We start from the raw sequence: 22,718 nt of genomic DNA, 5'->3' as shown, positions 1-22,718 counted from the left end.
CGGAGGATCGATGAGCGAGATCGAGCGCGAGAGCATGGAATTCGATGTGGTCATCGTCGGCGCAGGGCCGGCTGGCCTCGCGGCTGCGATCCGCCTGAAGCAGGTCAATCCCGATCTGTCGGTGGTCGTGCTGGAAAAGGGCGGCGAGGTTGGGGCCCACATCCTCTCCGGCGCCGTGGTCGACCCCATCGGTGTCGACAGGCTGCTGCCCGACTGGCGCTCCGAGAGCGACCATCCGTTCAAGGCGCCGGTCACGGACGACCATTTCCTGGTGCTCGGCCCGGCCGGCTCGGTCAGGCTGCCGAACTTCCTCATGCCGCCCCTGATGAACAATCACGGCAACTACATCGTCTCGCTCGGAAACGTCTGTCGCTGGCTGGCGGGTCATGCCGAGGCGCTGGGCGTCGAGATCTATCCCGGCTTCGCCGCCGCCGACCTGATCTATGACGAGCAAGGCGCCGTGAAGGGCGTGGTGACGGGCGACATGGGCGTGGAGCGGGACGGCTCGCAGGGCCCCGCCTTCGCACCCGGCATGGCGCTCCTCGGCAAGTACGTGCTGATCGGCGAGGGCGCCCGCGGCTCGCTCGCCAAGAAGCTGATCGCCCGGTTCGGGCTCGACCACGGACGCGAGCCGCCGAAGTTCGGCATCGGCCTGAAGGAACTCTGGGAGGTGCAGCCCGAGAAGCACAAGCCGGGCCTGGTGCAGCACTCCTTCGGCTGGCCGCTCGATATGAAGACCGGGGGCGGTTCCTTCCTCTATCATCTCGAGGACAACAAGGTCGCGGTCGGCTTCGTCGTCCACCTCAATTACAAGAACCCCTACCTCTCGCCTTTCGAGGAGTTCCAGCGCTTCAAGACGCATCCCGCCATCCGCGGCACCTTCGAGGGCGGCAAGCGGATCTCCTACGGTGCCAGGGCCATCACCGAGGGCGGCTGGCAATCGGTGCCGAAACTGTCCTTCCCGGGCGGCGCGCTGATCGGCTGTTCGGCCGGCTTCGTAAACGTTCCCCGCATCAAAGGGTCGCACAACGCCGTGCTTTCCGGAATGATGGCGGCCGAGCATGTGGCCGAGGCGATCGCCGCGGGCAGGTCCAATGACGAGCTTGTCGGCTATGAAGACGCCTGGCGGAGCAGCGATATCGGGCGCGACCTCAAGAAGGTGCGCAACGTCAAGCCGCTCTGGTCGCGCTTCGGCACGATCGTGGGCATCAGCCTCGGCGGCCTCGACATGTGGATGAACACGATCTTCGGCGGATCGCTGTTCGGCACGCTCAAGCACGGCAAGCCCGACTATGCGTCGATCGATCCCGCGGCAAAGCATACCAAGATCGAGTACCCCAAGCCTGACGGCGTTCTCACCTTCGATCGGCTTTCCTCGGTTTTCCTGTCGAGCACCAATCACGAGGAGAACCAGCCGGTCCACCTCAGGGTGAGGGACATCGAACTGCAGAGGCGCTCGGAGCACGACGTCTTCGCCGGCCCGTCAACCCGCTATTGCCCGGCAGGCGTCTACGAATGGGTGGACGCCGATGGCAATGCGGCAGCTGATCCGAACATTAAGGATGTGCGCTTCGTTATCAACGCGCAGAACTGCGTCCACTGTAAGACCTGCGACATAAAAGACCCCAACCAGAATATCGACTGGGTTCCGCCTCAGGGAGGCGAGGGACCGGTCTATAGTGGTATGTAGGTCACACCTTAGCCTTTTTTGCTTGCAGCTTAGCACTCGCCCGGCCCCAACGTGAGGCCGGGCTAACTATAACTAGGAGAGCATAGAGTGCGAACTGTGGGCATTTCTGCACTGGTGGTGCTTTTGGCTGCGTCGGCTTCAGCGAACGCAGGGGTGAGCGCCACCACAACGACCTCGACTTACAAGATCTCGGGCAACAGCGGACAGGAGCTGATGCAACAGATGGATCGCAAGGGTCCGAGGCAGGGCTATCGCGCAAGCGCGATCGCCCAGACTAGCTATGACGTTAAGTGGAACATGGACTGGCAGGTGAATGGCGGCGTTTGCAGCCCGTCGCAGGCCGATGCCATCGTTCACATCAAGTATCGCTATCCGGAACTGGTCGCCACTTCGTCTCCGAACCTGAAGAACAGGTGGGCGAAGTTCCTGGTCGGCGTGCGCAAGCACGAGGAGCAGCACGGAAAATATGCCATCCAGATGGTGTCGGCCGCTCAGAAATCGATTGCACGCATCCGCTCTGCCGGGGACCCCAGCTGTGCAAGGGCTAAGCAGGAGGCTTCCCGCATCATGCGTGTCACCTCCGCTGATTACGAAGCCCGTCAGCGCCAGTTCGATGCTGTCGAGCACCAGCCCGGCGGAAAGGTCGAGCGCCTCGTGGGCCGTCTTCTTCCCTGACGCCTTCGCCGATAGCTGTATAGCTCAGTCCGCCAGCGCAATATCGGTCTGCGAGATTTGCGCTGGCTCCTCGGAACGTTTCAGTGAAAACGTCACCAGAAGCGGCGAGTGGTCGGATCCAACTGCATAGAGCCTCTGGATCGAATGCACCCGGATGTCACCCTTTGCGAATACCTGATCGATCGGCAGTCCGGCGAACAGGAGATAGCGCGGCAGTTCGAGGAACAGCCACGTCGACCCGGGCGACGGCATCTGGGTCAGCCCGCCGTACTTCGCCACTCGGGCCGGTGTTTGGCTCCACGGCACGGCATTGAGGTCGCCGGCCAGGATCGCACTTTCGCCGATCCTTTCGAAGAACGGCTTCAGCCCTTCGACCTGCCAGTACTGCTTGTGAGGCCACGGCCAACTGAGATGCAGCGCGGCGATATCGGCGCTGCGCCCGCCGAAGTCGATCGAGGCGATCGCAATCACCCCTTCGCCGTCGCAGAATGGTTGCGTGCCCAACCTGAACGGCCGCCGCGACAGGATCGCGACACGCCGGTGGTCTTCCGGGTCTGGACAGATGATGCTGTACGGATAGGCGGCCGAAAGCAGCTTTAGTTTCTCTTCCCAGGGGTGCGAAACCTCCTCGAGCGTCAGCACGTCGGGTTGTACCCGGCCGATCATCGACAGCACGAGTTCCGGCTGTTTGTTGTTGTAGAGAAGGTTGAGTTGAAGCAGGCGATAGCTCGGCTCCTTTGGATCGCCCGCGTAGAGCGGCCCGTATTCTTTCCCGAGCCCAGGGATCGGCACCGTGCCGGAGGTGGTGGCGAAGGCGAGAATCGCGCCGAGCACGCCGACCGCCCCGACCTTGAGATATCGCGTGGCGAAGAGGGGAAGGCAGACAAGGCCCAGCAGCACCGCAAGGTGCGCCCGGAAATGCGCGAAGGAGTCCAGGGCCGGATGGAGATGGCCGAAGAATCCGGCCGCGATTGCCGCGGTCACCGCCGCTATCCCGAGCAGGATCAGCATAAAAACCAGCCGGGACAAGGTCTTCGCCATGTCCGACCGATTAGGCGGACGATTGCGGTGCGATCAAGGCGTACCTTTCGGCGCTCACCGGGAGTTGTGGACAAGCCGCCCCTAATAAGCCGCCCCTATTGGAAGGGCGTCTCCAGGAAGCTGCGCAGCTTGCGCGAATGCAGCCGCTCCAGCGGCATCTCGGCGAGCTTCTCGACTGCGCGTATGCCGATCGAAAGGTGCTGCGAGACCTGCCGCTTGTAGAACTCGCTTGCCATTCCCGGCAGCTTGAGTTCGCCGTGCAGCGGCTTGTCAGAAACGCACAGCAGCGTTCCGTAGGGTACGCGGAAGCGGAACCCGTTGGCGGCGATCGTCGCCGATTCCATGTCGAGGGCGATCGCCCGCGACTGCGAAAGGCGCCGCACCGGGCCGCGCTGCTCGCGCAGTTCCCAGTTGCGGTTGTCGATCGTGGCGACGGTGCCCGTGCGCATAATGCGCTTGAGGTCGTAGCCGTCGAGGCCGGTCACCTCTGCCACCGCCTCCTGCAAAGCCACCTGGATCTCGGCAAGCGCCGGGATCGGCACCCAGATCGGCAGATCCCCGTCGAGCACGTGATCCTCGCGCACATAGGCATGCGCCAGCACGTAGTCGCCCAGCGCCTGGGTGTTCCGCAGCCCCGCACAGTGTCCGAGCATCAGCCACGCATGCGGGCGCAGCACCGCCACGTGGTCCGTGATCGTCTTGGCGTTCGACGGCCCGACGCCGATATTGATCATGGTGATGCCGGCATGCCCCGGCTTCTTGAGATGGTAGGCAGGCATCTGCGGCGTGCGAGGGGGAGTTATGCCGGAGACCGGCTCCTTTGCGCCCGCTGGCGTGATGAGGTTGCCCGGCTCCACGAAAGCCTCGTATCCACCGCCGCCCTTCGCCATCAGGTCGCGGGCATAGATGCAGAACTCGTCGATGTAGAACTGGTAGTTGGTGAACAGCACGAAGTTCTGGAAGTGCTCCGGGGTCGTCGCCGTGTAGTGCGGCAGCCGGTGCAGCGAATAGTCGATGCGCTGTGCCGTGAAGGGCGCCAGCGGCTTGGGTTCGCCGGGAATGGCTTCGTAGGTCCCGTTGGCGATCAGGTCGTCCGTGCCATCGAGATCCGGAACGTCGAAGAAGTCACGGATCGGCCGGCGGAGCTTTTCCGCTACCGAGCCCTCGACATGCGTCCCCTCCAGAAAGGCGAAATGCAGCGGGATCGGCCGATCGGATTCCGACACGACCAGCGGGACCCCGTGGTTGCGCGTGATCAACTGCAGTTGCTCCACCAGATAGGTCTCGAACAGGTCGGGCCGTGTGATGGTGGTGGTGTAATGGCCGGGCAGGGACATGTGTCCATAGGCCTGGCGGGAATCTACCTGCGAATAGGAGGTGATGCTGACCCCGACCTCCGGATAATAGGCCCGGTAGCGATGTCGCGCGTCCGGTTGCTGCGTCATCGAGGCAAAGGATTGTCGCAGGAACTCCGTGTTCCTGAAATAGAGGCGCTTCAACGCCTCTACCGCCTCCTGCACATCGGTGAAGGTCTGCCGAGGATAGGGCTCAGGCGAGATGATGGTCTGCGTGGGCTCGGGATAGATTCGCTTTTCCATGGCCCATTATAGAGAGCCGATGTGACAATCGGGAGGGGGCTGGTCAGGCCAATGGTTGAGGCAGTTCGTGTGAAACAGCAGCAATCCGCCTCAAGCACGCTGCAGGCTGACGAGCAGGACCAGCCCGGCGCCGATCTTCTTGGGCTTGGGAGCCTCGAGCACAGCACCCTTGGGGGAGGAGGAAAGCGGAACCGCGAGGACCGGAGCCGCCAAAAGCAGCATGGCCAGTGAAACCCGCAGAACCGTGGGGACGATCCGGAGGGCTGTTGCGGCGAGGCGGTTCATGGTCGTTTGACCTTCGTGTTCGAGCTTTGCGTTCATTCTGTGTTGGGAGGATGCCGCATCCGCCCTGAACCTGTTCTGAGGATGATGTTCATCTGCCATTCAGTTCGCTCACCCAGCGACAACCGCTGGATGCCCTGTGATCGACCATTCGGTCCTGAGTTTCGGCGCGGTCCAGCAGGGACGATCGAAAACGATCGCCGGGAACAAGCTCATTGAGTTCAAGATGACCGACGCCGTGCGGCCAAAGACCAGCGGTTATGCTGGGGAACTCGGTGAGGCGAAAATGCCGAATAGGATGAACATACGCAAGCGAAAGCGCCCGGACAGGCTGTCGCAGGGTGAGGTTCCCGCATCAGGGCAGGAGACAGGGTATGGGACCAGGCGCTGCTTACTCGCCTGGTCGAGGCGAGGCGATCACCAAGGAGCGGTGGATAGCCGGTGCGTTCAGGCTCCGCTCGTCTAAAGCTTCGTCCAGGTCTGACTTTTGCAGATCAGCCCGCCGAGCACGCAGCCCTTCATCTTCAGGGTGCTGCCGCTGATGGAGCCCTTGCCGCTGTAGGTCTTGTCCGTCTCGGGATCGGTGATTGAGCCGGCATACTCGCTTTCGCCCTGTGCGGACATCTTGCCGATCTGCTTACCCTTGTGCTTGCTGCTCTTGAGCGTGATGCAGAAGCTTCCTCCGCAGTTGCTGATCGCGGCGGTGGCGCCCGACTGCGTGCGCCAGTTGCCTTCGATGGGGTCGGCGGCTGCTGCCCCTGCCATGAATAGAGTCGCAGCGGCAATCAGGCTCAGTCTGCTAAGCATTCATTCCTCCTGGGGCCGGACGGTCCGGCTTCTTACGCGAACGTAAATAGCCCACCGCTGCCCAAGGGGAAAGTATCGGGTCGCCTAAACCCCGCTGTTCTCCTTCGGCAGACCCGGGGAAACGACCTCGTCCCCCTCTCTCGGAATGAGAACAGTCGAAAGCGTGGTGAAGGAAGGGTTGCCGCCACACATGTGAATTTTCAGGAAATTTTCTGGCGATCGCTTGGCGTGCAAGGGTCTCGATGTTTAACAGAATCCCACTTTAACCGCTTGTTTTAGTTTCATTTGCCGCCGGTTAAGGACAGCGCTTAACGGCGGTTTCAAGCCTTCCCGTCATTCTTCGAACCATCGGAAGGGCGAACCGGCGGCCAAGAGCCGGGGCTCTCGGGACAGAGACAGGGACAGGCGAAATGGCTCGTTTTGAGATCTTCGAAGCTGATACCGGCTCCATCGGCACCGCAGCTCAAGCGGACGTCCTTTGCGAACTGGGTTTGATGTACGCGACCGGCCGCGACTGCGAGATCGACATGATCGCAGCGCATAAGTGGCTGAACATCGCCGCAATAAAGGGATCACTCCGCGCCGCGCAACTGCGATCCGAGTTGTCGGCGACCATGTCGAAGCAGGACATCGCACGGGCACTCCGCGAAGCCCGCGAGTGGATGACCTTGCACTGAAGTGGAATTCCTTCCGCGCGCTCCAACGCGTGGGCGGATTATGCAGCCCAGAGAGACGGCAAAAGCCGCGAATACGACAGGGTAGGCGAGCAGGAACTTAACTCGTCACAGACGGGCTCTTGCTTTGACAAAGCCGCGACCGGCCGGGACAGGCTGGCGCGGCGTTTGTCATGGACTATCGCCCTTTGTCATGGACTATGCTCCTTTTGTGCTTGGCCCTGCGCATTCCAGCAATGTAATGGCATGGCCTCATTCCGGATTGATTGTGTAGTTCGCCGCCGAGGCGGCAAAGGAGGAAACATAATGAAGCTCAGCAGACTACTCAGCGCAGCCGCCGTCGGCCTTGTTCTGGCCACCCCCGCCTTTGCGGACGACATCGCGATCGCGGTGATCGGACCGATGACCGGCCAACTCGCCAACATCGGCGACCAGTTCAAGCAGGGTGCGCAGGCCGCGGCCGCCGCTATCAACGAGAAGGGCGGCGTCAACGGACGCCAGATCAAGATCGTGATCGAGGACGACGTCTGCGATCCGAAGCAGGCCGTCTCCGTCGCAAACCGCGTCGTCGCCGAAGGCATCAAGTTCGTGGACGGACATGCCTGCTCCGGTTCGAGCATTCCGGCTTCGGCCGTCTATGCCGAGAGCTCGGTGCTGATGATGAGCCCGGCCTCCTCCAATCCGGAGATGACGGATGCGGCCGCCAAGAACGGCTGGCCGACCATCATGCGCCTCTACACCCGCGACGACGCGCAGGGCGCCTTCATCGGCCCGTGGATCGCCGAGAAGTACAAGGGCAAGAACGTCGTCGTGCTTCACGACAAGAGCGCCTATGGTCAGGGCGTGGCCGATGCGGTGCGCGCGACTATGAACGAGAATGGCCTGAAGGAGGTCATGTACGAGGGCATCAACGCCGGCGAGAAGGACTATTCGGCGCTGGTGACCAAGCTCAAGGACCTGAAAGCCGACGTCGTCTATTTCGGCGGCTACCACCCGGAGGCCGGCCTCATGCTGCGCCAGTCCGCGGAGCAGGGTTTCAAGTTCCAACTGATCATGCCTGACTCGATCGCCTCGCCGGAATTCTGGCAGGTCGCCGGCCCGGCCGGCGAAGGCACCATGTTCGTCTTCCCCTCCGACCCGCAGGCCAAGCCCGAGGCGAAGGAAGCGGTGGAGAAGATCAAGTCCGGCGGCTTCGTGCCGGAGGGCTTCACCCTCTTTTCGTATGCCGTGATCCAGGCGATCGCCCAGGGCGTGGAGCGCGCTGGCAGCGACGATCCTGCCGCGGTCGCGGAGGCGCTGAAGAACGGCCAGCCGGTCAGCACCGTGGTCGGCGATGTTGTCTTCGACGAGAAGGGCGACCTGAAGAACGCCAGCTACGACATCAACCAGTGGCACGACGGCAACTACGCGCCGATCAAGCAGTAAGGCGCGCTGCAGACCTCTTCGGAACGGCCGGGCAATGCCCGGCCGTTTTGCTTTTGCTTGCAGAATGTGCTAGCAGATCCACATGGTGAGGGGATGAACAGCAGGCAGAGGAAAATGCTGGAACTCGTCTTCACGGACCCGGTATCGGGAACGATCGAATGGGACTCGATCGAGAGCCTTCTGATTTCGGTCGGGTACCGCTTGATAGAAGGCGCTGGCTCCCGAGTACGGTTCGAAAGGGACGGCGTCATGGCGACGTTCCATCGCCCACATCCCGCCAAGGAAGCGAAGCGGTACCAGGTGAAGGATGCTCGCGAATTCCTGATACCGATCGGAGTTAGGCCATGAACACGATGGCATATAAGGGGTATCAGGCTCGTATCGAGTTCGATGAAGAAGACGAAATCTTCACGGGGCGGATCGTCGGGATAATCGACGTGGTCGGCTTCCACGGACAAAGCGTCTCTGAGTTGAGGAATGCCTTCCACGAGGCTGTGGACGACTACATCGAAACATGCGCGAAGGTCGGCAAGGACCCGCAGAAGCCTTACTCTGGGAAGATGATGTTCCGCGTCGATCCGGAGGTACATAGACGGGCCGCAATCGCGGCGCAGCTCTCGGGCAAGAGTCTCAATCAGTGGGCCGAGGACGTCCTGGATTCAGCTAGCGAACGGCTCATCAGGAACTAGTTTAATATCAGGCGCACCCCAAACTGCCGCCGCTCTAAATCTCGGCAAACCTGACCAGCACCGCCCCTTCCGACACCTGTGCGCCCTCTGCGGCGATCTCGGCGATCTCGCCGTCGTGAGCGGCGGCGATCGTGTGCTCCATCTTCATGGCTTCGAGGACGAGCAGCGGCTGGCCCTTCTTCACCAGATCGCCGCAGGCGGCGCGGACCAGCTTCACCAGCCCCGGCATCGGCGCCCGCATCGAGTCCGCCGTGGCATCGGCATCGTCTGCCCGCTCCAGCGGATCGGGCACGGCGAAATCGTAGCCGATGGCGCCATCGAATATGGTGATGTGGCCGGGCCAGCGGGCAATGCGAGCGCCACCGCTCGACCCCGCGCCGGGAGAGGGGAGATGGTGCTGCATCTTGCCAAGCGCGCCGTCCACCTCATCGCGGACCAGGACCTTCGGCGAGCCTTCCTCTACCGCGACATGGGCCGAAATCTCGCGGTCCTGATAGCGCAGCGAGACACGCCGAGCGATTGGGTGGAAATGCGCATACCCCGACAGCGACGACCACGGATCGCTTGTCCGCGGTCGGTCGTGAATGCCACTCGCTGCGATCACAGCAGCAGCCAGGATGCCCGGGCTCGGCTCCGGATTTTTCGTAAGCGCGTCCTGCTTGCGCCCAATGAGGCCGGTGTCGACTTCGCCCGCCGAAAAGTCTGGCTCTCGCGCAAGTGCGGCCAGGAAGGCGAGATTGGTGACCGAGCCTGCTACTTCCGTGCTTTCGAGCGCCGCCACAAGCGCGCCGAGCGCCGCCGCGCGGTCTGGGCCATGCGCCACGAGCTTGGCGATCATCGGATCGTAGTAGGGCGAGATGGCGTCGCCCTCCTGCACGCCGGTCTCGACCCGCAGCCGCGTTCCCGGCAGTGGCGCCTCGGGAAACTTCAGATGATGCAGCGTGCCCGTGGCCGGCAGGAATCCTTTGGAGGCGTCCTCGGCGTAGAGACGCGCTTCGAAGGCGTGCCCGTCCAGCCGGATCTCGTCCCGCGACAGCGGCAGCGCCTCGCCAGCGGCGACCCTCAACTGCCATTCGACCAAGTCGATGCCGGTCACCATCTCGGTCACCGGGTGCTCGACTTGCAGCCGCGTGTTCATCTCCATGAACCAGAAGCGGTCCTGCTTCGGTCCTTCGGACGCGTCGACGATGAATTCGATCGTGCCTGCGCCCGCGTAGCCGATCGCCTTGGCCGCGGTCACCGCCGCCTCGCACATGGCGGCGCGGACCTCCGGCGTCATGCCCGGCGCGGGAGCCTCCTCGATCACCTTCTGGTGGCGGCGCTGCGCTGAGCAGTCGCGCTCGAACAGATGCACGACATTGCCGAACCTGTCGCCGAACACCTGAACCTCGATATGGCGCGGCTTCTCGACATATTTCTCGATCAGCACATGGTCGTCGCCGAAAGCCGCCTTCGCCTCACGCCTCGCGGCTGCGAGGGCGTCGGCGAACTGATCGGGATCGTCGACGCGGCGCATTCCCTTGCCGCCGCCTCCGGCGCGCGCCTTGATCAGCACCGGATAGCCGATCTCGCGCGCCTTGCTGGCGAGCAGCACCAGCGCCTGCGTATCGCCGTGGTAGCCGGGCACCACCGGAACCCCGGCCTTCTCCATCAGCGCCTTGGCGGCGTCCTTCAACCCCATCGCCCGGATCGCGTCAGCGGAGGGGCCGATGAAGACCAGCCCGGCTGCCTCGACCTGATCGACGAAGTCCGGATTCTCAGACAGGAAGCCATAGCCGGGATGGATCGCCTCCGCGCCCGTATCGAGCGCTGCCCGGATGATTGTCTCGCCCCTGAGATAACTCTCCGCGGCCGGGGAGGGGCCGATGTGAACCGCCTCGTCCGCCAACTCGACATGCAGCGCTCGGGCATCGACGTCCGAGTAGACGGCCACGGTCGCTATCCCGAGGCGCCGCGCGGTCCGGATGACCCGGCAGGCGATCTCGCCCCGGTTGGCGATCAGGATCTTCTCGAACATGCGGCCTCCATCGCGCGCATCGTGCGTTGCGACGACGCGAACCGCAACCCCGGGCGCATTCCCCAGCGTCACGCGTCAATCTTCCGCGACGTGCTCATACGACTGCTGACAAGCGCATTCGAGTACCCCATATGAGGGGCGCCCTTTTTGAAATGGAGAATGGTCCGATGAGACTCCCTCGCCTCCCGCGCCTGGCGGTCCTTGCCGCAGCGCTGTCGATGGCATTTGCCATGGTCGCGGTGGACCACGCCGACGCGCGCCGGGGCGGCAGCTTCGGCAGCCGGGGAACGCGCACCTTCCAGCAGGCGCCGGCGACCCGCACGGCGCCGCAGCCGGCGGCTCCGGTCGAGCGTAGCATGACGCCGAACCCGGGGCCGGGCGCAAGGACCAACAATCCTGCGGCGGCGCAGCCGCAGACGGCTGCGAGGCCGGGCTTCATGAACGGCTTCGGCGGCACCATGCTGCGCGGCCTGCTGATCGGCGGCCTGATCGGCATGCTGCTCGGCCACGGCTTCGGCGGAATGGCCGGCATGCTCGGCATGCTCGTTCAGATCCTGCTGATCGGGCTGGTGGTCATGCTGGCGCTGCGCTTTTTCCGCTCGCGCCAGCAGCAACCGACGCTCGCGGGGGCTGGCCCGGCTGGCTCCTATGCCCGCGAAGTGGAACCGGGGCCTGATGTGCAACGTCGCGAGGGCGGCACGATTGGGGGCTTCCGGGTGCCGAATTTCGGGTCGGGCTCCGCGGCGACTGCCGCCGCGAGTGAGGACATCAGTCTCGACCAGCGCGACCTCGACACCTTCGAGCGCCTTCTCGGCGAGGTCCAGGGCGCCTACGCCGCCGAGGACCATGCCCGGTTGCGCCAGATGGTTACGCCCGAAATGGTCTCGTATCTCTCGGAGGAACTGGGCGACAACGCCAAGAACGGAGTGCGCAACGACGTCTCGGACGTCCGTCTTCTGCAGGCCGATATCGCGGAAGCTTGGCGCGAGGGCGATCGCGACTACGCGACCGCAGCCTTCCAGTACGAGGCGCGCGACGTGATGCGCGACCGCGCCAGCGGCAGCATCGTCTCGGGCGAGGACCGGCCGACCGAGACCACGGAGTTGTGGACCTTTGTCCGCCCGCGCGGCGAGGACTGGAAGCTCTCGGCGATCCAGGAGGCGTGACCGAGAGCCGCGCAGTTCTTGATTATCAATGCCCCTCATCCGCCTGCTGGCACCTTCTCCCCGTGAAGCGCGGGGAGAAGGACGAGGCGGCGACGCCACTACCCCCCTCTCCCCGTTCTTCACGGGGAGAGCGTAAGGGCGAGGGGCCAGTTTCTTAAGCGCGCGCTCTTACACGGTTTCTCGGACGCGGCTAGGCATCGCTCCTCACCGCTTCGGCGCGACCAGTGCGAACATCGCACCCTGCGGGTCCATGCACTGTGCGATCCAACTGCCGCCGGGGACTTCAACAGGACCGTGCATGACCTGGCCGCCGCCAGCCTTCACGCGCTCCATTGCGCCGTCCAGCGCGTCGACGTTGAAGTAGAAGATCCACATAGGCATCGGCACTGCCGGCGGCTTGTTCATCATGCCGCCGAGCATCTCGCCGTCCGCCGCGAACAACTGGTAGGTTCCCATGGGACCCATGTCCATGGCCTGGTCCTTCGTCCATCCGAATTGGCTGGAATAGAAGTCAAAAGCCTTCTCCCAGTCGGCGGCGTAAAGCTCGTGCCAGCCGACATGGCCGGCTGTGTTCGGGGCTGCTGGGGCTTGTTCCGGCCCCCGCGGGGTCATCAGCATAAAGGTCGCGCCCTGCGGGTCGGTGACAACCGAGAAGCGGCCGACGTCCGGAATGTCTACGGGCTCGCGATAGACCTTTCCGCCGGCTCCCTGAACGCTCCTCGTCGCCGCGTCCGTATCAGGCGCGTAGATGTAGCCGAGCCAACTCGGCCCCGCGCCCATGGTCTTCGCCTCCTCGGGGATGGTCATAAGGCCGGCCACGCCGCGGTCGCCGGCATTCATCACGACGTAGGGGGAGGCGGCGGGGAAATCCTCCGCGCGCCAGCCTACCACGGACGAGTAGAAGGTTTTGGCGGCCTCAAGGTCGGTCGTCATCAACTCGTACCAGACGAACTTGCTTGCCATGTTGCTCTCCCTTCTGTTTTTTGCGGGATCTCGGCCCGCGTCACGATGGTGGGATGAAAGGCTGCTGGATCTCCTGGAACACCGGCATCGCTTCCAGACGCTCGCAATGCGCTGCGAGGGCGGGCAGGCGGTCGAACGCAATCAGTCCTGGATGCGAGTCCGAGACATGCCTCAGCGCGCAGGCGACGGCGATGTCGGCATGGCCGATGCGATCGCCGAACCAGCAGGGGCCTGTCTGCCGGCCTCTGTCCTGCTCCAGCACGTCGAGCGTGCCGAGGATTTGTGCCCGGCACCGCGCCGCCCAAGTCTCGGAGACGTTTTCGTGGAAGCGCGTCTCGTAGAACAGCGCGACGCCCTTGTCGGCGAGCCCTGTCGCCAAGCCGGCGATGCGCAACGCCTGGCGCCTCGCAGGCTCATCGACCGGGAACATGCGCCTCTCCTCCGGCGCCATGCTGTCGAGATGATCGATGATGGAGAAACTGTCGACGAGCACGCCGCCGTCGTCCAGCACCAGCGTGGGCACCCGTATCAGCGGGTTGAACGCCTTGATCTTCTCTGCATCCCCGAAGGTCGACCACGGCCGGTGCTCGAACGGGATCTGGTAAAGTCTTAGCACAATCCCGATGCGCCTCACGAACGAGGAGTCATACTGGCCGATGAGGATCATGTAGTAGGCTCCGGAGGTGCGGTGATCGTCTCACCGCGCCGGCTCGTAGGCAAGTACGATCGGATTGGCTGCTGACATCCCGTCGTCAGGAGCACGGCCTTGTGTTCTCTGTCGTTGGGCCGATGCGGGCCCGGCGGTGCCTCTTCCTCGCCGATCTTCCTTCCAGTATGGGCAGCCGCATGATGACTAGACCAAACATTCTGATTCTGATGGTCGACCAACTGAACGGGACGTTGTTCCCGAACGGGCCGGCGCCGTTCCTCAAGGCACCCAACCTTTCGGCCCTGGCGAGCCGCTCGGTGCGGTTCGTCAACAGCTATACCGCGAGCCCACTCTGCGCCCCGGCCCGCGCCTCCTTCATGTCCGGGCAACTGCCGACCCGCACTCGTGTCTATGACAATGCCGCGGAATTCACCTCCGACACCCCCACCTATGCGCACCATCTGCGCCGAGCCGGCTATCACACCTGCCTGTCGGGCAAGATGCACTTTGTCGGGCCGGACCAGATGCACGGCTTCGAGGAGCGGCTGACGACCGACATCTACCCCGCGGATTTCGGCTGGACCCCGGACTACACCAAGCCGGGCGAGCGCATCGATTGGTGGTACCATAATCTCGGCTCCGTGACCGGCGCAGGCGTCGCCGAAATCACCAACCAGCTCGAATATGACGACGAGGTCGCCTACCACGCCACCCGCAAGATCTACGACCTCGCGCGCGGCCATGACGCCCGGCCGTGGTGCCTCACCGTCAGCTTCACCCACCCGCACGATCCCTATGTGGCGCGCCGGCGCTTCTGGGACCTCTACGACGACTGCCCGGAACTCGATCCGGTGATCGCGCCGTTCCCCTTCGAGAAGCAGGACCCGCATTCGCAGCGGCTGATGCAGGCATGCGACTACACGGCCTTCCCGATCGAGGACGAGCATGTCCGGCGCGCCCGGCGCGGCTACTTCGCCAACATCTCCTATGTCGACGAGAAGATCGGCGAAATCCTCGACGTCCTCGAGCGCACCCGCCAGGCCGACAACACCATCATCGTCTTCCTCTCAGACCATGGCGACATGCTCGGCGAGCGCGGCATGTGGTTCAAGATGAGCTTCTTCGAGGGCTCCGCGCGCGTGCCGCTGATGATCGCCGCACCGGGCCTGAAGGCCGGCCGCATCGACACGCCCGCTTCGACGCTTGACGTCCTGCCGACGCTGGCCGAACTCGCCGGCGTCGATCTCGCCGGCGTCATGCCCTGGACCGACGGCGTCAGCCTCGTCGACGTCGCTGCTGGCAAGAGCGCCAGGGGCGCGGTGCCGATGGAGTATGCGGCCGAGGGCTCCTATGCTCCGCTGGTGGGTCTGCGCGACGGCCGCTACAAGCTGGTGCTCTGCGACCTCGATCCGCCGCAGCTCTTCGATCTCGAAGCGGACCCACACGAACTCAATGATCTCGCCGCCGACCCTGCACATGCCGAGGTTCTCGCCAGTATGACCGAGGCGGCGCTGAAGCGCTGGGACCTTGCCCGCTTTGACGCCGAGGTGCGCGCCAGCCAGGCCCGCCGCTGGGTGGTCTATGAGGCCCTCCGCAACGGTGCCTATTATCCCTGGGACTACCAGCCGCTGCAGCGCGCCTCCGAGCGCTACATGCGCAACCACATGGACCTGAACGTGCTGGAGGAATCGCAGCGGTTTCCGCGGGGCGAGTGAGGTCGAGCGCTGTTTCCTCGCCCCCACAAAGTGGGGGAGAGGTGTCGAGCCCTGAGCTTGTCGAAGAGCGAGACGGAGAGGGGGCGCTTGGGAGGCATCGTCTGAAGGGAATTTGGGGGATTTCATGAAAACGGGCCTGCATCTCATCGTTCTGCTGGCCTGCCTTGCCGCCCAGCCCGCTCAGGCCGAATGGAGGCCGGCGGAGCGCATCGACACCTACGCGATCTCGGGCAAGACCGGGATCGAACTCTACCAATCCATCGGCGAACGCGGCCCAAAGGCGGGCCAGACGAGGGCGATCGCCCACACCACCTTCGATCTGAAATGGTCGCGCAAATACGAGCCGCTGCAGGATGGCAGTTGTCGCCTGACCACGGCGCGGCCGCACCTCACCATCATCTATCGCCTGCCGAAGCCGTCCTCGAAGCTGCCACCTGACACGCAAAAGCTCTGGGACCGCTTTATCGACGGCATCACGACGCATGAGCGGGTGCATGGCGAGCATATCCTGGACATGGTCAGGAAGATCGAAGCTTTCTCGGTCGGCTTCACCGTGCCCGATGACTCGGGCTGCAAGAAGATCAGGCAGGAATTGACGAAGCGCCTCAGCGAGCTATCGCAAGAGCAGCGCGCCACGAGCCGCGACTTCGACCGAAACGAAATGCAAGACGGCGGCAACGTTCATCAACTGATCCTGGGCCTGGTGAACGGCGGGTGAGGCCGGAAGAGGAATCGACCTGGCTCAGTGAAGCCACCGACCGCTCATCCATGCGTCTTCCATCATCTCAAGCAACCAGCGAAAGATCGCCGTGTCGGGAGGCCGCATTCCGGAGCATTCGAGCGCCTGGTTCAGAGCGGTCTCAACCAGGATGCTGGCTGCCTCCTGATCGCCGGTCAGATTGCGCGCGATCTCGAGCAAGGCGACTGTGATCCTGACCACGCTCTCCTCGGGCTCCGAGTCGGCAAGCAGGTCGCGGCAGTCGGCTCTTTCGAGTGCCATTTCCATCTGCAGCACCCGCACGGCGTCGCTGGGCGAGAGCGACTTGCTCACGAACCGAATTCCTTCGAAACGCTCGGGAAGCAGATCGCATTCGAATGCGCTGTAGAATATCAAAGGTATTCCCAGTTCCAGCAGCGTATCGGCGATCGTGAAAACGAGTTCGCAATCGAGGCGGATGTCGAGGATCGCTGCCGAGGGTTCTGCTGCCGGCTTGATGAGCCGCTGTGCCGAGGCGACGCTTGACGCCGGTCCGATCACGTATGCGCCCGCCTCTTCGATTGCGCAGACCAGGTCGGTGGCGATCAGGCAATCGTCCTCGACCACAAGGATGCGAGACCCCGCCAAGAGGCTGCTCGCTTGCCGATTGTGCCTGGGCCAGTTCGCAACAGCCGTGGTTGAGTGGAAGTGGATTGTGGCAGCGCGCTCGGGGCTGCCCCGTCGCTGTAGCTCGGCACAGGGCCGCTCGTGCGGCAACCGTATCGATGTTGAGGGGAAGAGCGATGTGGCCGCTCGTGTGTTGCAGTGAGGACTTGGCTGCATAGGCCGTCCTTTCCGCCCCGGCCGGCTAGCGCTGGCATTTGGTATTGTGCCGGCTGTCTAGTGTCTGGGGCGTCCGATGGAGCGACAGCAGACGGTCGCTCCGATGAGAAGGGTTCAAGCAGAATTTGAGAGCGGTTGTATTTGTTCCATCAATCTTGTGTGGAACGGAAGCGACCGCCGTGCCGGTTTTTCGCGATGTCGGATCACATGCGGAAAACGCCGGTCCTTGTTACCGGGATCGGCGCATTGAGCGCAGCGGACAATGAGAGCGCCAGCACCTCTCGGGTTTTCGCCGGATCGATGATGCCGTCGTCCCAGAGCCGGGCGGACGAATAGAGGGGGTGACCCTCACGCTCGTACTTCTCGAGAATCGGCCGGCGGAACTCGGCTTCCTCCTCCGCGCTCCAAGTGCCGCCCCTGCGCTCGATGCCCTCGCGCTTGACCAGCGCCAGCACGGTCGCGGCCTGCTCGCCGCCCATTACCGAGATGCGCGCGTTCGGCCACATCCAGAGGAAGCGTGGCGAGAAGGCGCGGCCGCACATGCCGTAGTTGCCGGCGCCGAAGGAGCCGCCGATGATGACCGTCACCTTCGGCACGGCGGCGGCGGCGACCGCCGTCACCAGTTTGGCACCATCCTTGGCGATACCGCCCGCCTCGTATTTCTTCCCGACCATGAAGCCGGTGATGTTCTGCAGGAAGACCAGCGGGATTTTCCGCTGGGTGCATAGCTCGATGAAATGGGCGCCCTTGAGCGCGCTTTCGGAGAAGAGCACGCCGTTGTTTGCGAGTATGCCGACTGGCATGCCGTGGATATGCGCGAAGCCGGTGACGAGCGTCGTGCCGTAGTTCTGCTTGAACTCGTCGAGTTCGGAGCCGTCGACGATGCGGGCGATCACCTCGCGCACGTCGTAGGGCGTGCGGGTATCCGTCGGCACGATCCCGTAGATCTCGGCCGGATCGTGAAGGGGAGGGGCGGGCTCGCGCATCGCAAGGCCGGTCACCTTGCTGCGGTTGAGGTTGCGCACGATGCGCCGCACGATCGCCAGCGCGTGCTCGTCGTCGAGCGCATAGTGATCGGCCACGCCGGAAAGCCGCGTGTGCACCTCGGCCCCACCGAGTTCCTCGGCGCTCACCTCCTCGCCGGTGGCCGCCTTCACCAGCGGCGGCCCGCCGAGGAAGATCGTGCCCTGGTTCCTGACGATCACGCTCTCGTCAGCCATGGCCGGCACATAGGCGCCGCCGGCCGTGCACGAACCCATGACGCAGGCGATCTGCGGGATGCCCGCCGCCGACATCGTCGCCTGGTTGTAGAAGATGCGCCCGAAGTGCTCGCGGTCCGGAAACACCTCGTCCTGGTTCGGCAGGTTGGCGCCGCCTGAATCGACGAGATAGACGCAGGGCAGGTTGTTTTCGCGCGCGATCTCTTGCGCCCGCAGGTGCTTCTTCACCGTGAGCGGATAGTAGGTGCCGCCCTTCACGGTGGCGTCGTTGACGATCACCATGACCTCGGTGTCCTCGACCCTTCCGACGCCCGCAATCATGCCGGCCGATGCGATGTCGCCGCTATACATGTCCCAGGCCGCGAACTGGCCGATCTCGAGGAAGGGTGAGCCGGGATCGATGAGCTGCGCCAGCCGATCGCGGGGGAGCAGTTTTCCACGCGAGACGTGGCGCTGCCGCGCCTCCTCCGAGCCGCCGCGCTCCACCACAGCAGCCTTGTCGCGGATGTCGGCGACAAGCGCCTCCATGCGCTCGGCATTGGCGCGGAAGGTTTCGGAGGCGGGGGAGAGGGCGGAGTGGATGCGCGGCATTGACGGACCCAGGTTGATATCATATTCTGATACTGCGTCGCGCATGACGTGCGACCTTCAAATGGTATCCGGTCAATACCGGAAAGACCAACATGGAGGTTGGCATGGCCTTGAACGCGCGGCACCGAAAGACGCTGAATGCGATCTTCGCTGATCCGGTTAGTGGCGCGATCAAATGGCGCGACATCGAGGCGATGTTGCTGGCGCTTGATGGTAAGATTTCGCAAGGCAGCGGATCGAGAGTTAAGGTCGTGCTTGGAACGGCAGTGGCTGTTTTCCATCGTCCGCATCCCAGTCCGGATACAGACAAGGGCGTCGTGAAGGCCGTAAGACGATTTCTGACGAGTGCCGGAGTGAAGCCATGAGACCTTACAAGGGCTATAGCGCGGAGATCTGGTTCGAGGAGGACGATGCCGCTTTTCACGGCCTGGTGTCGGGAATTAGGGACACTGTGCATTTCCAAGGAAGAACACCGGAGGAATTGACCGAGGCATTCCACGATAGCGTGGACGACTACTTGGCATTTTGCGCCGAGCAGGGAAAGGACCCTGACAAACCCTATTCCGGCAATCTAGCTCTGCGCACGACCCCGGAGATACACCAGATGGTGGGAGGTGCGGCTGCGAGTCAGGGAAAATCGGTCAACCAATGGATTTCGGATGCGCTGGAGGAAGTGGCGCGTAAGCAGCTGGCGTCGGGGGCTACCCGTATACGCCATTAAGATGTCCGCTCACCCCTCCGCCATCATCTCGCGCCCGATCAGCCAGCGCCTGATCTCGCTGGTACCCGCTCCGATCTCGTACAGCTTGGCGTCGCGAAGCAGGCGCTCGACCGGAAAGTCCTTAGTGTAGCCGTTGCCGCCCAGAAGCTGGATCGCGTCGAGCGCCATCAACGTGGCGCGTTCCGCTGCATAGAGGATGCAGCCGGCGGCGTCCTTGCGCGTCGCCCCCTCCCGGTCGCAGGCCGCCGCCACGGCATAGACATAGGAGCGGGCGGCGTTCAGCGTGACATACATGTCGGCGAGCTTGCCCTGCACAAGCTGGAAGTCGCCGATCGCCTGGCCGAACTGCCGGCGCTCCTGCACATAGGGCATCACGCTGTCCAGGCAGGCCGCCATGATGCCGAGCGGTCCTCCGGCCAGCACGGTCCGTTCGTAATCGAGGCCGGACATCAGCACCTGGACGCCCTTGCCCTCTTCGTGAAGCACGTTCTCGAACGGCACCTCGACGTCCTCGAACACCAACTCGCCGGTGTTTGAGCCGCGCATGCCGAGCTTGTCCAGCTTCTGCGCGACCGAAAAGCCGGGCATGGTGCGCTCGATGATGAAGGCGGTGATGCCGCGCGAGCCCATGGTCGGCGCGGTCTTGGCGTAGACGACCAGGGTGTCGGCGTCGGGGCCGTTGGTGATCCACATCTTCGAGCCGTTGAGCACATATCGGTCGTTCTTGCGGTCGGCTCTCAGTTTCATGGAGACCACGTCAGAGCCGGCGCCGGTCTCGGACATGGCCAGCGCGCCGACATGTTCGCCGGCGCAGAGCGGCGGCAGGTATTTCTGCTTCTGCTCTTCGCTGCCCCAGCGCCGGATCTGGTTCACGCAAAGATTGGAATGGGCGCCGTAGGAGAGGCCGACCGAGGCCGAGGCCCGCGAAATCTCCTCCATCGCCACGACATGGGCGAGGTAGCCCATGCCCGAGCCACCGTATTCGGGCTCGACGGTGATGCCCAGCAGTCCGAGAGCGCCGAGTTCCTTCCAGAGCGGGGCGGGAAAATCGTTGCTCCGGTCGATCTCGGCGGCGATCGGGGCGATGCGCTCGCTCGCAAAGCGGCGGACCATCTCGCGCAGCGCGCCGATCTCCTCACTGTGACCGAAGTCCAGCACCTTGTCATACATGACACGTCTCCAGGGTGGTACTCGGGCCGACCGAGCCCGACTCGGCCGCTCGCGTGGCGGGCTTTGAGGTTCATTCTCAAGGCTCGGCTAGAGTGCCGCCGCGCCGCGTGGAAGTCGATACGGTTTGGACGCAAACGCGCAAGCGGACCGGCCGGTTCTCTCGCAGTCACGAATACCTTCCCGCGACCTGTAATCGACAGCAACCGGGGAGCGATCCAAGCTCATACCGGCACAATCGGTTTGTCAGGCAGTGGCCGCGGATTATTGTCGAGCCAGTGTCGGCGCCTCCCGCCGGCGAACGTCTTTGAAGCGAAAGGGAAATCGATGCTCTACGCGGTGCTCTGCTACAACGATGAAGCGATCACCTCCGCCTGGTCGAAGGAGGAAGACGCGGCCGTGATGGCGCGTCTTGGAAAGGTGCAGGAGAAGCTCGTGGCCCAGGGCCGCCTTGGCCCCGTGGCGCGGCTCCTGCCCACCACCACGGCGACCACTCTGCGCAAGACTAAGGACGAGCCACTGGTGATCGACGGCCCCTTCGCCGAGACCAAGGAGCAACTGCTCGGCTTCTACATGATCGAGAGCGCCTCGCTCGACGAGGCGCTTGACGCTGCCCGCGAACTCGCCGCCGCCAATCCGGGGGTCGGTTCATACGAGCTTCGACCGGTCGGCTACTTTGCCGAGAACGGAATCAAAAAATGAATGAGACCGCCTGGATCGAGGCCGCGCTTTCTTCTGCCCGCCCGCAGGCGGTCAGCGCGCTGCTGCGCTATTTCCGCGACCTCGATCTGGCGGAAGAGGCCTATCAGGAAGCCTGCCTTCGGGCGCTGAAGACCTGGCCGAAGAACGGGCCGCCGCGTAACCCCGCAGCCTGGCTGATCTTCGTCGGCCGCAATGCCGGCGTCGATGCGGTGCGGCGCACGAAGAAGCTGACGCCGCTGCCCGACGAGGAGAAGCTGTCGGATCTCGGCGATGCCGAGGTCGATGCCGCCGACAGGGTCGATAACGCGAACTACCGGGATGACATCCTCAGGCTGCTCTTCATCTGCTGCCATCCCGATCTTCCGGCCACCCAGCAGATCGCGCTGGCGCTGAGAATCGTCTCCGGCCTTTCCGTGCGCCAGATCGCGCGCGCCTTCCTCGTCTCGGAAGCGGCGATGGAGCAGCGAATCACCCGCGCCAAGGCCCGTATCGCCAAAGCCGGCGTGCCCTTCGAGACGCCAGGGCCGGTCGAGCGCGCCGAACGCCTCGCCGCGGTCGCTTCCATGGTCTACCTCGTCTTCAACGAAGGCTATTCGGCCGAGGCTGCCGAGGTGCAGTCGCGCGCGCCGCTCTGCGAGGAGGCGATCAGGCTCGGCCGTCTGTTGCTGCGGCTCTTCTCGACCGAGCCGGAACTCATGGGGCTGGTCGCGTTGATACTGCTGCAGCACGCGCGCGCCGATGCCCGTTTCGACATAGATGGCAATGCGATCCTGCTCGAGGACCAGGACCGTGGCCTCTGGAAGCAGCCGCTGATCTCGGAAGGGCTGGCTCTGATCGACAAGGCGATCCGCCATCGCCGCTCAGGGCCGTATCAGATACAGGCGGCGATCGCGGCTCTGCATGCCCGCGCCGAGCGGGCGGAGGAAACCGATTGGCAGCAGATCGAACTGCTCTACAGGGGGCTCGAGGCCTTCCAGCCTTCTCCGGTCGTCACGCTCAACCGCGCCGTCGCGGTGTCGAAGACCGCAGGTCCGCAAGCGGCCCTCGACCTCATCGAACCCCTCGCGGAAAGGCTATCCGGCTACTTCTACTTCTTCGGCGTGAAGGGCAACCTGCTGATGCAGCTTGGCCGCAGCGAGGAGGCGCGGGTCGCCTTCGACCGCGCGATCGCGCTCGCCAACACGGCTGCCGAGGCCGCCCACATCCGAATGCACCTCGACCGGCTGAAGGCTGATGCAGGCAGACCGGCGGTGGTGCGGAAGCCGTGACAGAAATCGCGAGCCGATGTCGGGAGGGCGGGTCCAGCCGCGTCCTTGCAGACTGCAACAGCCACTCATAATGGCGCACCACGCGCCGCAGTTGGGAGAGCGCTATGACAGACAAGCC

At 63.9% G+C, this 22,718-nt stretch carries 23 protein-coding genes; 13 read left to right on the top strand and 10 right to left on the bottom strand.

What is annotated here, in order from left to right; genetic code table 11:
* Positions 1-10: 10 nt before the first annotated feature.
* Both HUI96_RS19325 and HUI96_RS19320 read left to right on the top strand, forming a co-directional pair.
* The gene (locus HUI96_RS19325; RefSeq protein ID WP_188256310.1) at positions 11-1,690 is read left to right on the top strand and encodes an electron transfer flavoprotein-ubiquinone oxidoreductase; all 1,680 of its coding nucleotides are present in this window, start codon (positions 11-13) and stop codon (positions 1,688-1,690) included.
* An 87-nt stretch (positions 1,691-1,777) separates the two neighbouring features.
* Complete coding sequence (locus HUI96_RS19320) at positions 1,778-2,365, top strand: DUF922 domain-containing protein (RefSeq protein WP_188256309.1); 588 nt, start codon at positions 1,778-1,780, stop codon at positions 2,363-2,365.
* Between the two features lie 24 nt (positions 2,366-2,389).
* Here the strand turns inward: HUI96_RS19320 and HUI96_RS19315 are convergent, their stop codons facing one another.
* The 4 genes from HUI96_RS19315 to HUI96_RS19300 all read right to left on the bottom strand — a co-directional run bounded on the left by HUI96_RS19315 (position 2,390) and on the right by HUI96_RS19300 (position 6,093).
* Complete coding sequence (locus HUI96_RS19315) at positions 2,390-3,394, bottom strand: endonuclease/exonuclease/phosphatase family protein (protein ID WP_237684226.1); 1,005 nt, start codon at positions 3,392-3,394, stop codon at positions 2,390-2,392.
* Between the two features lie 107 nt (positions 3,395-3,501).
* A complete protein-coding gene (locus tag HUI96_RS19310) occupies positions 3,502-5,004 on the bottom strand; it encodes an AMP nucleosidase (protein WP_188256307.1) in 1,503 nt (500 codons plus the stop codon).
* Positions 5,005-5,094: 90 nt separating this feature from the next.
* Positions 5,095-5,289 carry a hypothetical protein gene (locus HUI96_RS19305; protein ID WP_188256306.1) on the bottom strand — a complete coding sequence of 65 codons (195 nt, stop codon included), beginning with the start codon at positions 5,287-5,289 and terminating at the stop codon, positions 5,095-5,097.
* Between the two features lie 459 nt (positions 5,290-5,748).
* Positions 5,749-6,093, bottom strand: a complete 345-nt coding sequence (locus HUI96_RS19300) for a DUF2147 domain-containing protein (RefSeq protein ID WP_188256305.1) — start codon at positions 6,091-6,093, stop codon at positions 5,749-5,751.
* A gap of 410 nt (positions 6,094-6,503) precedes the next feature.
* Between HUI96_RS19300 and HUI96_RS19295 the strand changes: the two genes are divergently transcribed.
* The 4 genes from HUI96_RS19295 (at position 6,504) to HUI96_RS19280 (ending at position 8,881) form a co-directional block, all read left to right on the top strand.
* A complete protein-coding gene (locus HUI96_RS19295) occupies positions 6,504-6,770 on the top strand; it encodes a sel1 repeat family protein (RefSeq protein WP_188256304.1) in 267 nt (88 codons plus the stop codon).
* Positions 6,771-7,073: 303 nt separating this feature from the next.
* A complete protein-coding gene (locus tag HUI96_RS19290; RefSeq protein WP_188256303.1) occupies positions 7,074-8,192 on the top strand; it encodes an ABC transporter substrate-binding protein in 1,119 nt (372 codons plus the stop codon).
* Positions 8,193-8,285: 93 nt separating this feature from the next.
* Entirely contained in the window at positions 8,286-8,540 is a 255-nt protein-coding gene (locus HUI96_RS19285; protein ID WP_188256302.1) for a type II toxin-antitoxin system HicA family toxin, read from the top strand.
* Positions 8,537-8,881, top strand: a complete 345-nt coding sequence (locus HUI96_RS19280) for a type II toxin-antitoxin system HicB family antitoxin (protein WP_188256301.1) — start codon at positions 8,537-8,539, stop codon at positions 8,879-8,881. Before HUI96_RS19285 ends, HUI96_RS19280 begins: the two co-directional genes overlap by 4 nt.
* Before the next feature lie 34 nt (positions 8,882-8,915).
* On the opposite strand, the gene HUI96_RS19275 is transcribed toward HUI96_RS19280, so the two are convergent.
* Positions 8,916-10,898, bottom strand: coding sequence for an acetyl-CoA carboxylase biotin carboxylase subunit (locus HUI96_RS19275; RefSeq protein WP_188256300.1), 1,983 nt, complete (start codon positions 10,896-10,898; stop codon positions 8,916-8,918).
* A gap of 167 nt (positions 10,899-11,065) precedes the next feature.
* Here HUI96_RS19275 and HUI96_RS19270 point away from each other — a divergent pair, with 167 nt between their 5' ends.
* On the top strand, positions 11,066-12,064 hold the full coding sequence (locus HUI96_RS19270) for a Tim44 domain-containing protein (protein ID WP_188256299.1): 999 nt from the start codon (positions 11,066-11,068) through the stop codon (positions 12,062-12,064).
* 204 nt (positions 12,065-12,268) lie between these two features.
* Here HUI96_RS19270 and HUI96_RS19265 read toward each other — a convergent pair whose 3' ends face one another.
* On the bottom strand, positions 12,269-13,027 hold the full coding sequence (locus HUI96_RS19265; RefSeq protein WP_188256298.1) for a VOC family protein: 759 nt from the start codon (positions 13,025-13,027) through the stop codon (positions 12,269-12,271).
* A gap of 40 nt (positions 13,028-13,067) precedes the next feature.
* Positions 13,068-13,694 carry a glutathione S-transferase family protein gene (locus HUI96_RS19260; protein WP_188256297.1) on the bottom strand — a complete coding sequence of 209 codons (627 nt, stop codon included), beginning with the start codon at positions 13,692-13,694 and terminating at the stop codon, positions 13,068-13,070.
* Positions 13,695-13,876: 182 nt separating this feature from the next.
* On the opposite strand from HUI96_RS19260, the gene betC reads away from it, so the two are divergent.
* On the top strand, positions 13,877-15,391 hold the full coding sequence (gene betC, locus HUI96_RS19255; RefSeq protein ID WP_188256367.1) for a choline-sulfatase: 1,515 nt from the start codon (positions 13,877-13,879) through the stop codon (positions 15,389-15,391).
* 124 nt (positions 15,392-15,515) lie between these two features.
* A complete protein-coding gene (locus HUI96_RS19250; protein ID WP_188256296.1) occupies positions 15,516-16,109 on the top strand; it encodes a DUF922 domain-containing Zn-dependent protease in 594 nt (197 codons plus the stop codon).
* A 24-nt stretch (positions 16,110-16,133) separates the two neighbouring features.
* Here HUI96_RS19250 and HUI96_RS19245 read toward each other — a convergent pair whose 3' ends face one another.
* Both HUI96_RS19245 and HUI96_RS19240 read right to left on the bottom strand, forming a co-directional pair.
* Positions 16,134-16,736, bottom strand: a complete 603-nt coding sequence (locus HUI96_RS19245) for a hypothetical protein (protein WP_188256295.1) — start codon at positions 16,734-16,736, stop codon at positions 16,134-16,136.
* A gap of 398 nt (positions 16,737-17,134) precedes the next feature.
* A complete protein-coding gene (locus HUI96_RS19240; RefSeq protein ID WP_188256366.1) occupies positions 17,135-18,742 on the bottom strand; it encodes a carboxyl transferase domain-containing protein in 1,608 nt (535 codons plus the stop codon).
* Between the two features lie 104 nt (positions 18,743-18,846).
* On the opposite strand from HUI96_RS19240, the gene HUI96_RS19235 reads away from it, so the two are divergent.
* Positions 18,847-19,107, top strand: a complete 261-nt coding sequence (locus HUI96_RS19235) for a type II toxin-antitoxin system HicA family toxin (protein ID WP_188256294.1) — start codon at positions 18,847-18,849, stop codon at positions 19,105-19,107.
* Entirely contained in the window at positions 19,104-19,463 is a 360-nt protein-coding gene (locus HUI96_RS19230; RefSeq protein ID WP_188256293.1) for a type II toxin-antitoxin system HicB family antitoxin, read from the top strand. Before HUI96_RS19235 ends, HUI96_RS19230 begins: the two co-directional genes overlap by 4 nt.
* 9 nt (positions 19,464-19,472) lie before the next feature.
* Here the strand turns inward: HUI96_RS19230 and HUI96_RS19225 are convergent, their stop codons facing one another.
* Positions 19,473-20,633, bottom strand: coding sequence for an isovaleryl-CoA dehydrogenase (locus tag HUI96_RS19225; RefSeq protein ID WP_188256292.1), 1,161 nt, complete (start codon positions 20,631-20,633; stop codon positions 19,473-19,475).
* Between the two features lie 324 nt (positions 20,634-20,957).
* Here HUI96_RS19225 and HUI96_RS19220 point away from each other — a divergent pair, with 324 nt between their 5' ends.
* Entirely contained in the window at positions 20,958-21,332 is a 375-nt protein-coding gene (locus tag HUI96_RS19220; protein ID WP_188256291.1) for a YciI family protein, read from the top strand.
* On the top strand, positions 21,329-22,600 hold the full coding sequence (locus HUI96_RS19215) for an RNA polymerase sigma factor (protein ID WP_188256290.1): 1,272 nt from the start codon (positions 21,329-21,331) through the stop codon (positions 22,598-22,600). Before HUI96_RS19220 ends, HUI96_RS19215 begins: the two co-directional genes overlap by 4 nt.
* Positions 22,601-22,718: the final 118 nt, after the last annotated feature.

This window comes from Pseudaminobacter soli (ex Zhang et al. 2022), assembly GCF_014595955.1.
GTDB lineage: Bacteria > Pseudomonadota > Alphaproteobacteria > Rhizobiales > Rhizobiaceae > Kumtagia > Kumtagia pseudosoli.
This window is presented reverse-complemented; position numbering and strand designations above follow the sequence as displayed.

Excerpts from the sequence above, each read along its gene's own strand:
- HUI96_RS19325 (WP_188256310.1), top strand. The coding sequence starts at position 11 with ATGAGCGAGATCGAGCGCGAGAGCATGGAATTCGATGTGGTCATCGTC.
- HUI96_RS19310 (WP_188256307.1), bottom strand. The coding sequence starts at position 5,004 with ATGGAAAAGCGAATCTATCCCGAGCCCACGCAGACCATCATCTCGCCT.
- HUI96_RS19305 (WP_188256306.1), bottom strand. The coding sequence starts at position 5,289 with ATGAACCGCCTCGCCGCAACAGCCCTCCGGATCGTCCCCACGGTTCTG.
- HUI96_RS19300 (WP_188256305.1), bottom strand. The coding sequence starts at position 6,093 with ATGCTTAGCAGACTGAGCCTGATTGCCGCTGCGACTCTATTCATGGCA.
- HUI96_RS19295 (WP_188256304.1), top strand. The coding sequence starts at position 6,504 with ATGGCTCGTTTTGAGATCTTCGAAGCTGATACCGGCTCCATCGGCACC.
- HUI96_RS19290 (WP_188256303.1), top strand. The coding sequence starts at position 7,074 with ATGAAGCTCAGCAGACTACTCAGCGCAGCCGCCGTCGGCCTTGTTCTG.
- HUI96_RS19285 (WP_188256302.1), top strand. The coding sequence starts at position 8,286 with ATGAACAGCAGGCAGAGGAAAATGCTGGAACTCGTCTTCACGGACCCG.
- HUI96_RS19280 (WP_188256301.1), top strand. The coding sequence starts at position 8,537 with ATGAACACGATGGCATATAAGGGGTATCAGGCTCGTATCGAGTTCGAT.
- HUI96_RS19275 (WP_188256300.1), bottom strand. The coding sequence starts at position 10,898 with ATGTTCGAGAAGATCCTGATCGCCAACCGGGGCGAGATCGCCTGCCGG.
- HUI96_RS19270 (WP_188256299.1), top strand. The coding sequence starts at position 11,066 with ATGAGACTCCCTCGCCTCCCGCGCCTGGCGGTCCTTGCCGCAGCGCTG.
- HUI96_RS19265 (WP_188256298.1), bottom strand. The coding sequence starts at position 13,027 with ATGGCAAGCAAGTTCGTCTGGTACGAGTTGATGACGACCGACCTTGAG.
- HUI96_RS19260 (WP_188256297.1), bottom strand. The coding sequence starts at position 13,694 with ATGATCCTCATCGGCCAGTATGACTCCTCGTTCGTGAGGCGCATCGGG.
- betC (WP_188256367.1), top strand. The coding sequence starts at position 13,877 with ATGACTAGACCAAACATTCTGATTCTGATGGTCGACCAACTGAACGGG.
- HUI96_RS19250 (WP_188256296.1), top strand. The coding sequence starts at position 15,516 with ATGAAAACGGGCCTGCATCTCATCGTTCTGCTGGCCTGCCTTGCCGCC.
- HUI96_RS19240 (WP_188256366.1), bottom strand. The coding sequence starts at position 18,742 with ATGCCGCGCATCCACTCCGCCCTCTCCCCCGCCTCCGAAACCTTCCGC.
- HUI96_RS19235 (WP_188256294.1), top strand. The coding sequence starts at position 18,847 with ATGGCCTTGAACGCGCGGCACCGAAAGACGCTGAATGCGATCTTCGCT.
- HUI96_RS19230 (WP_188256293.1), top strand. The coding sequence starts at position 19,104 with ATGAGACCTTACAAGGGCTATAGCGCGGAGATCTGGTTCGAGGAGGAC.
- HUI96_RS19225 (WP_188256292.1), bottom strand. The coding sequence starts at position 20,633 with ATGTATGACAAGGTGCTGGACTTCGGTCACAGTGAGGAGATCGGCGCG.
- HUI96_RS19220 (WP_188256291.1), top strand. The coding sequence starts at position 20,958 with ATGCTCTACGCGGTGCTCTGCTACAACGATGAAGCGATCACCTCCGCC.
- HUI96_RS19215 (WP_188256290.1), top strand. The coding sequence starts at position 21,329 with ATGAATGAGACCGCCTGGATCGAGGCCGCGCTTTCTTCTGCCCGCCCG.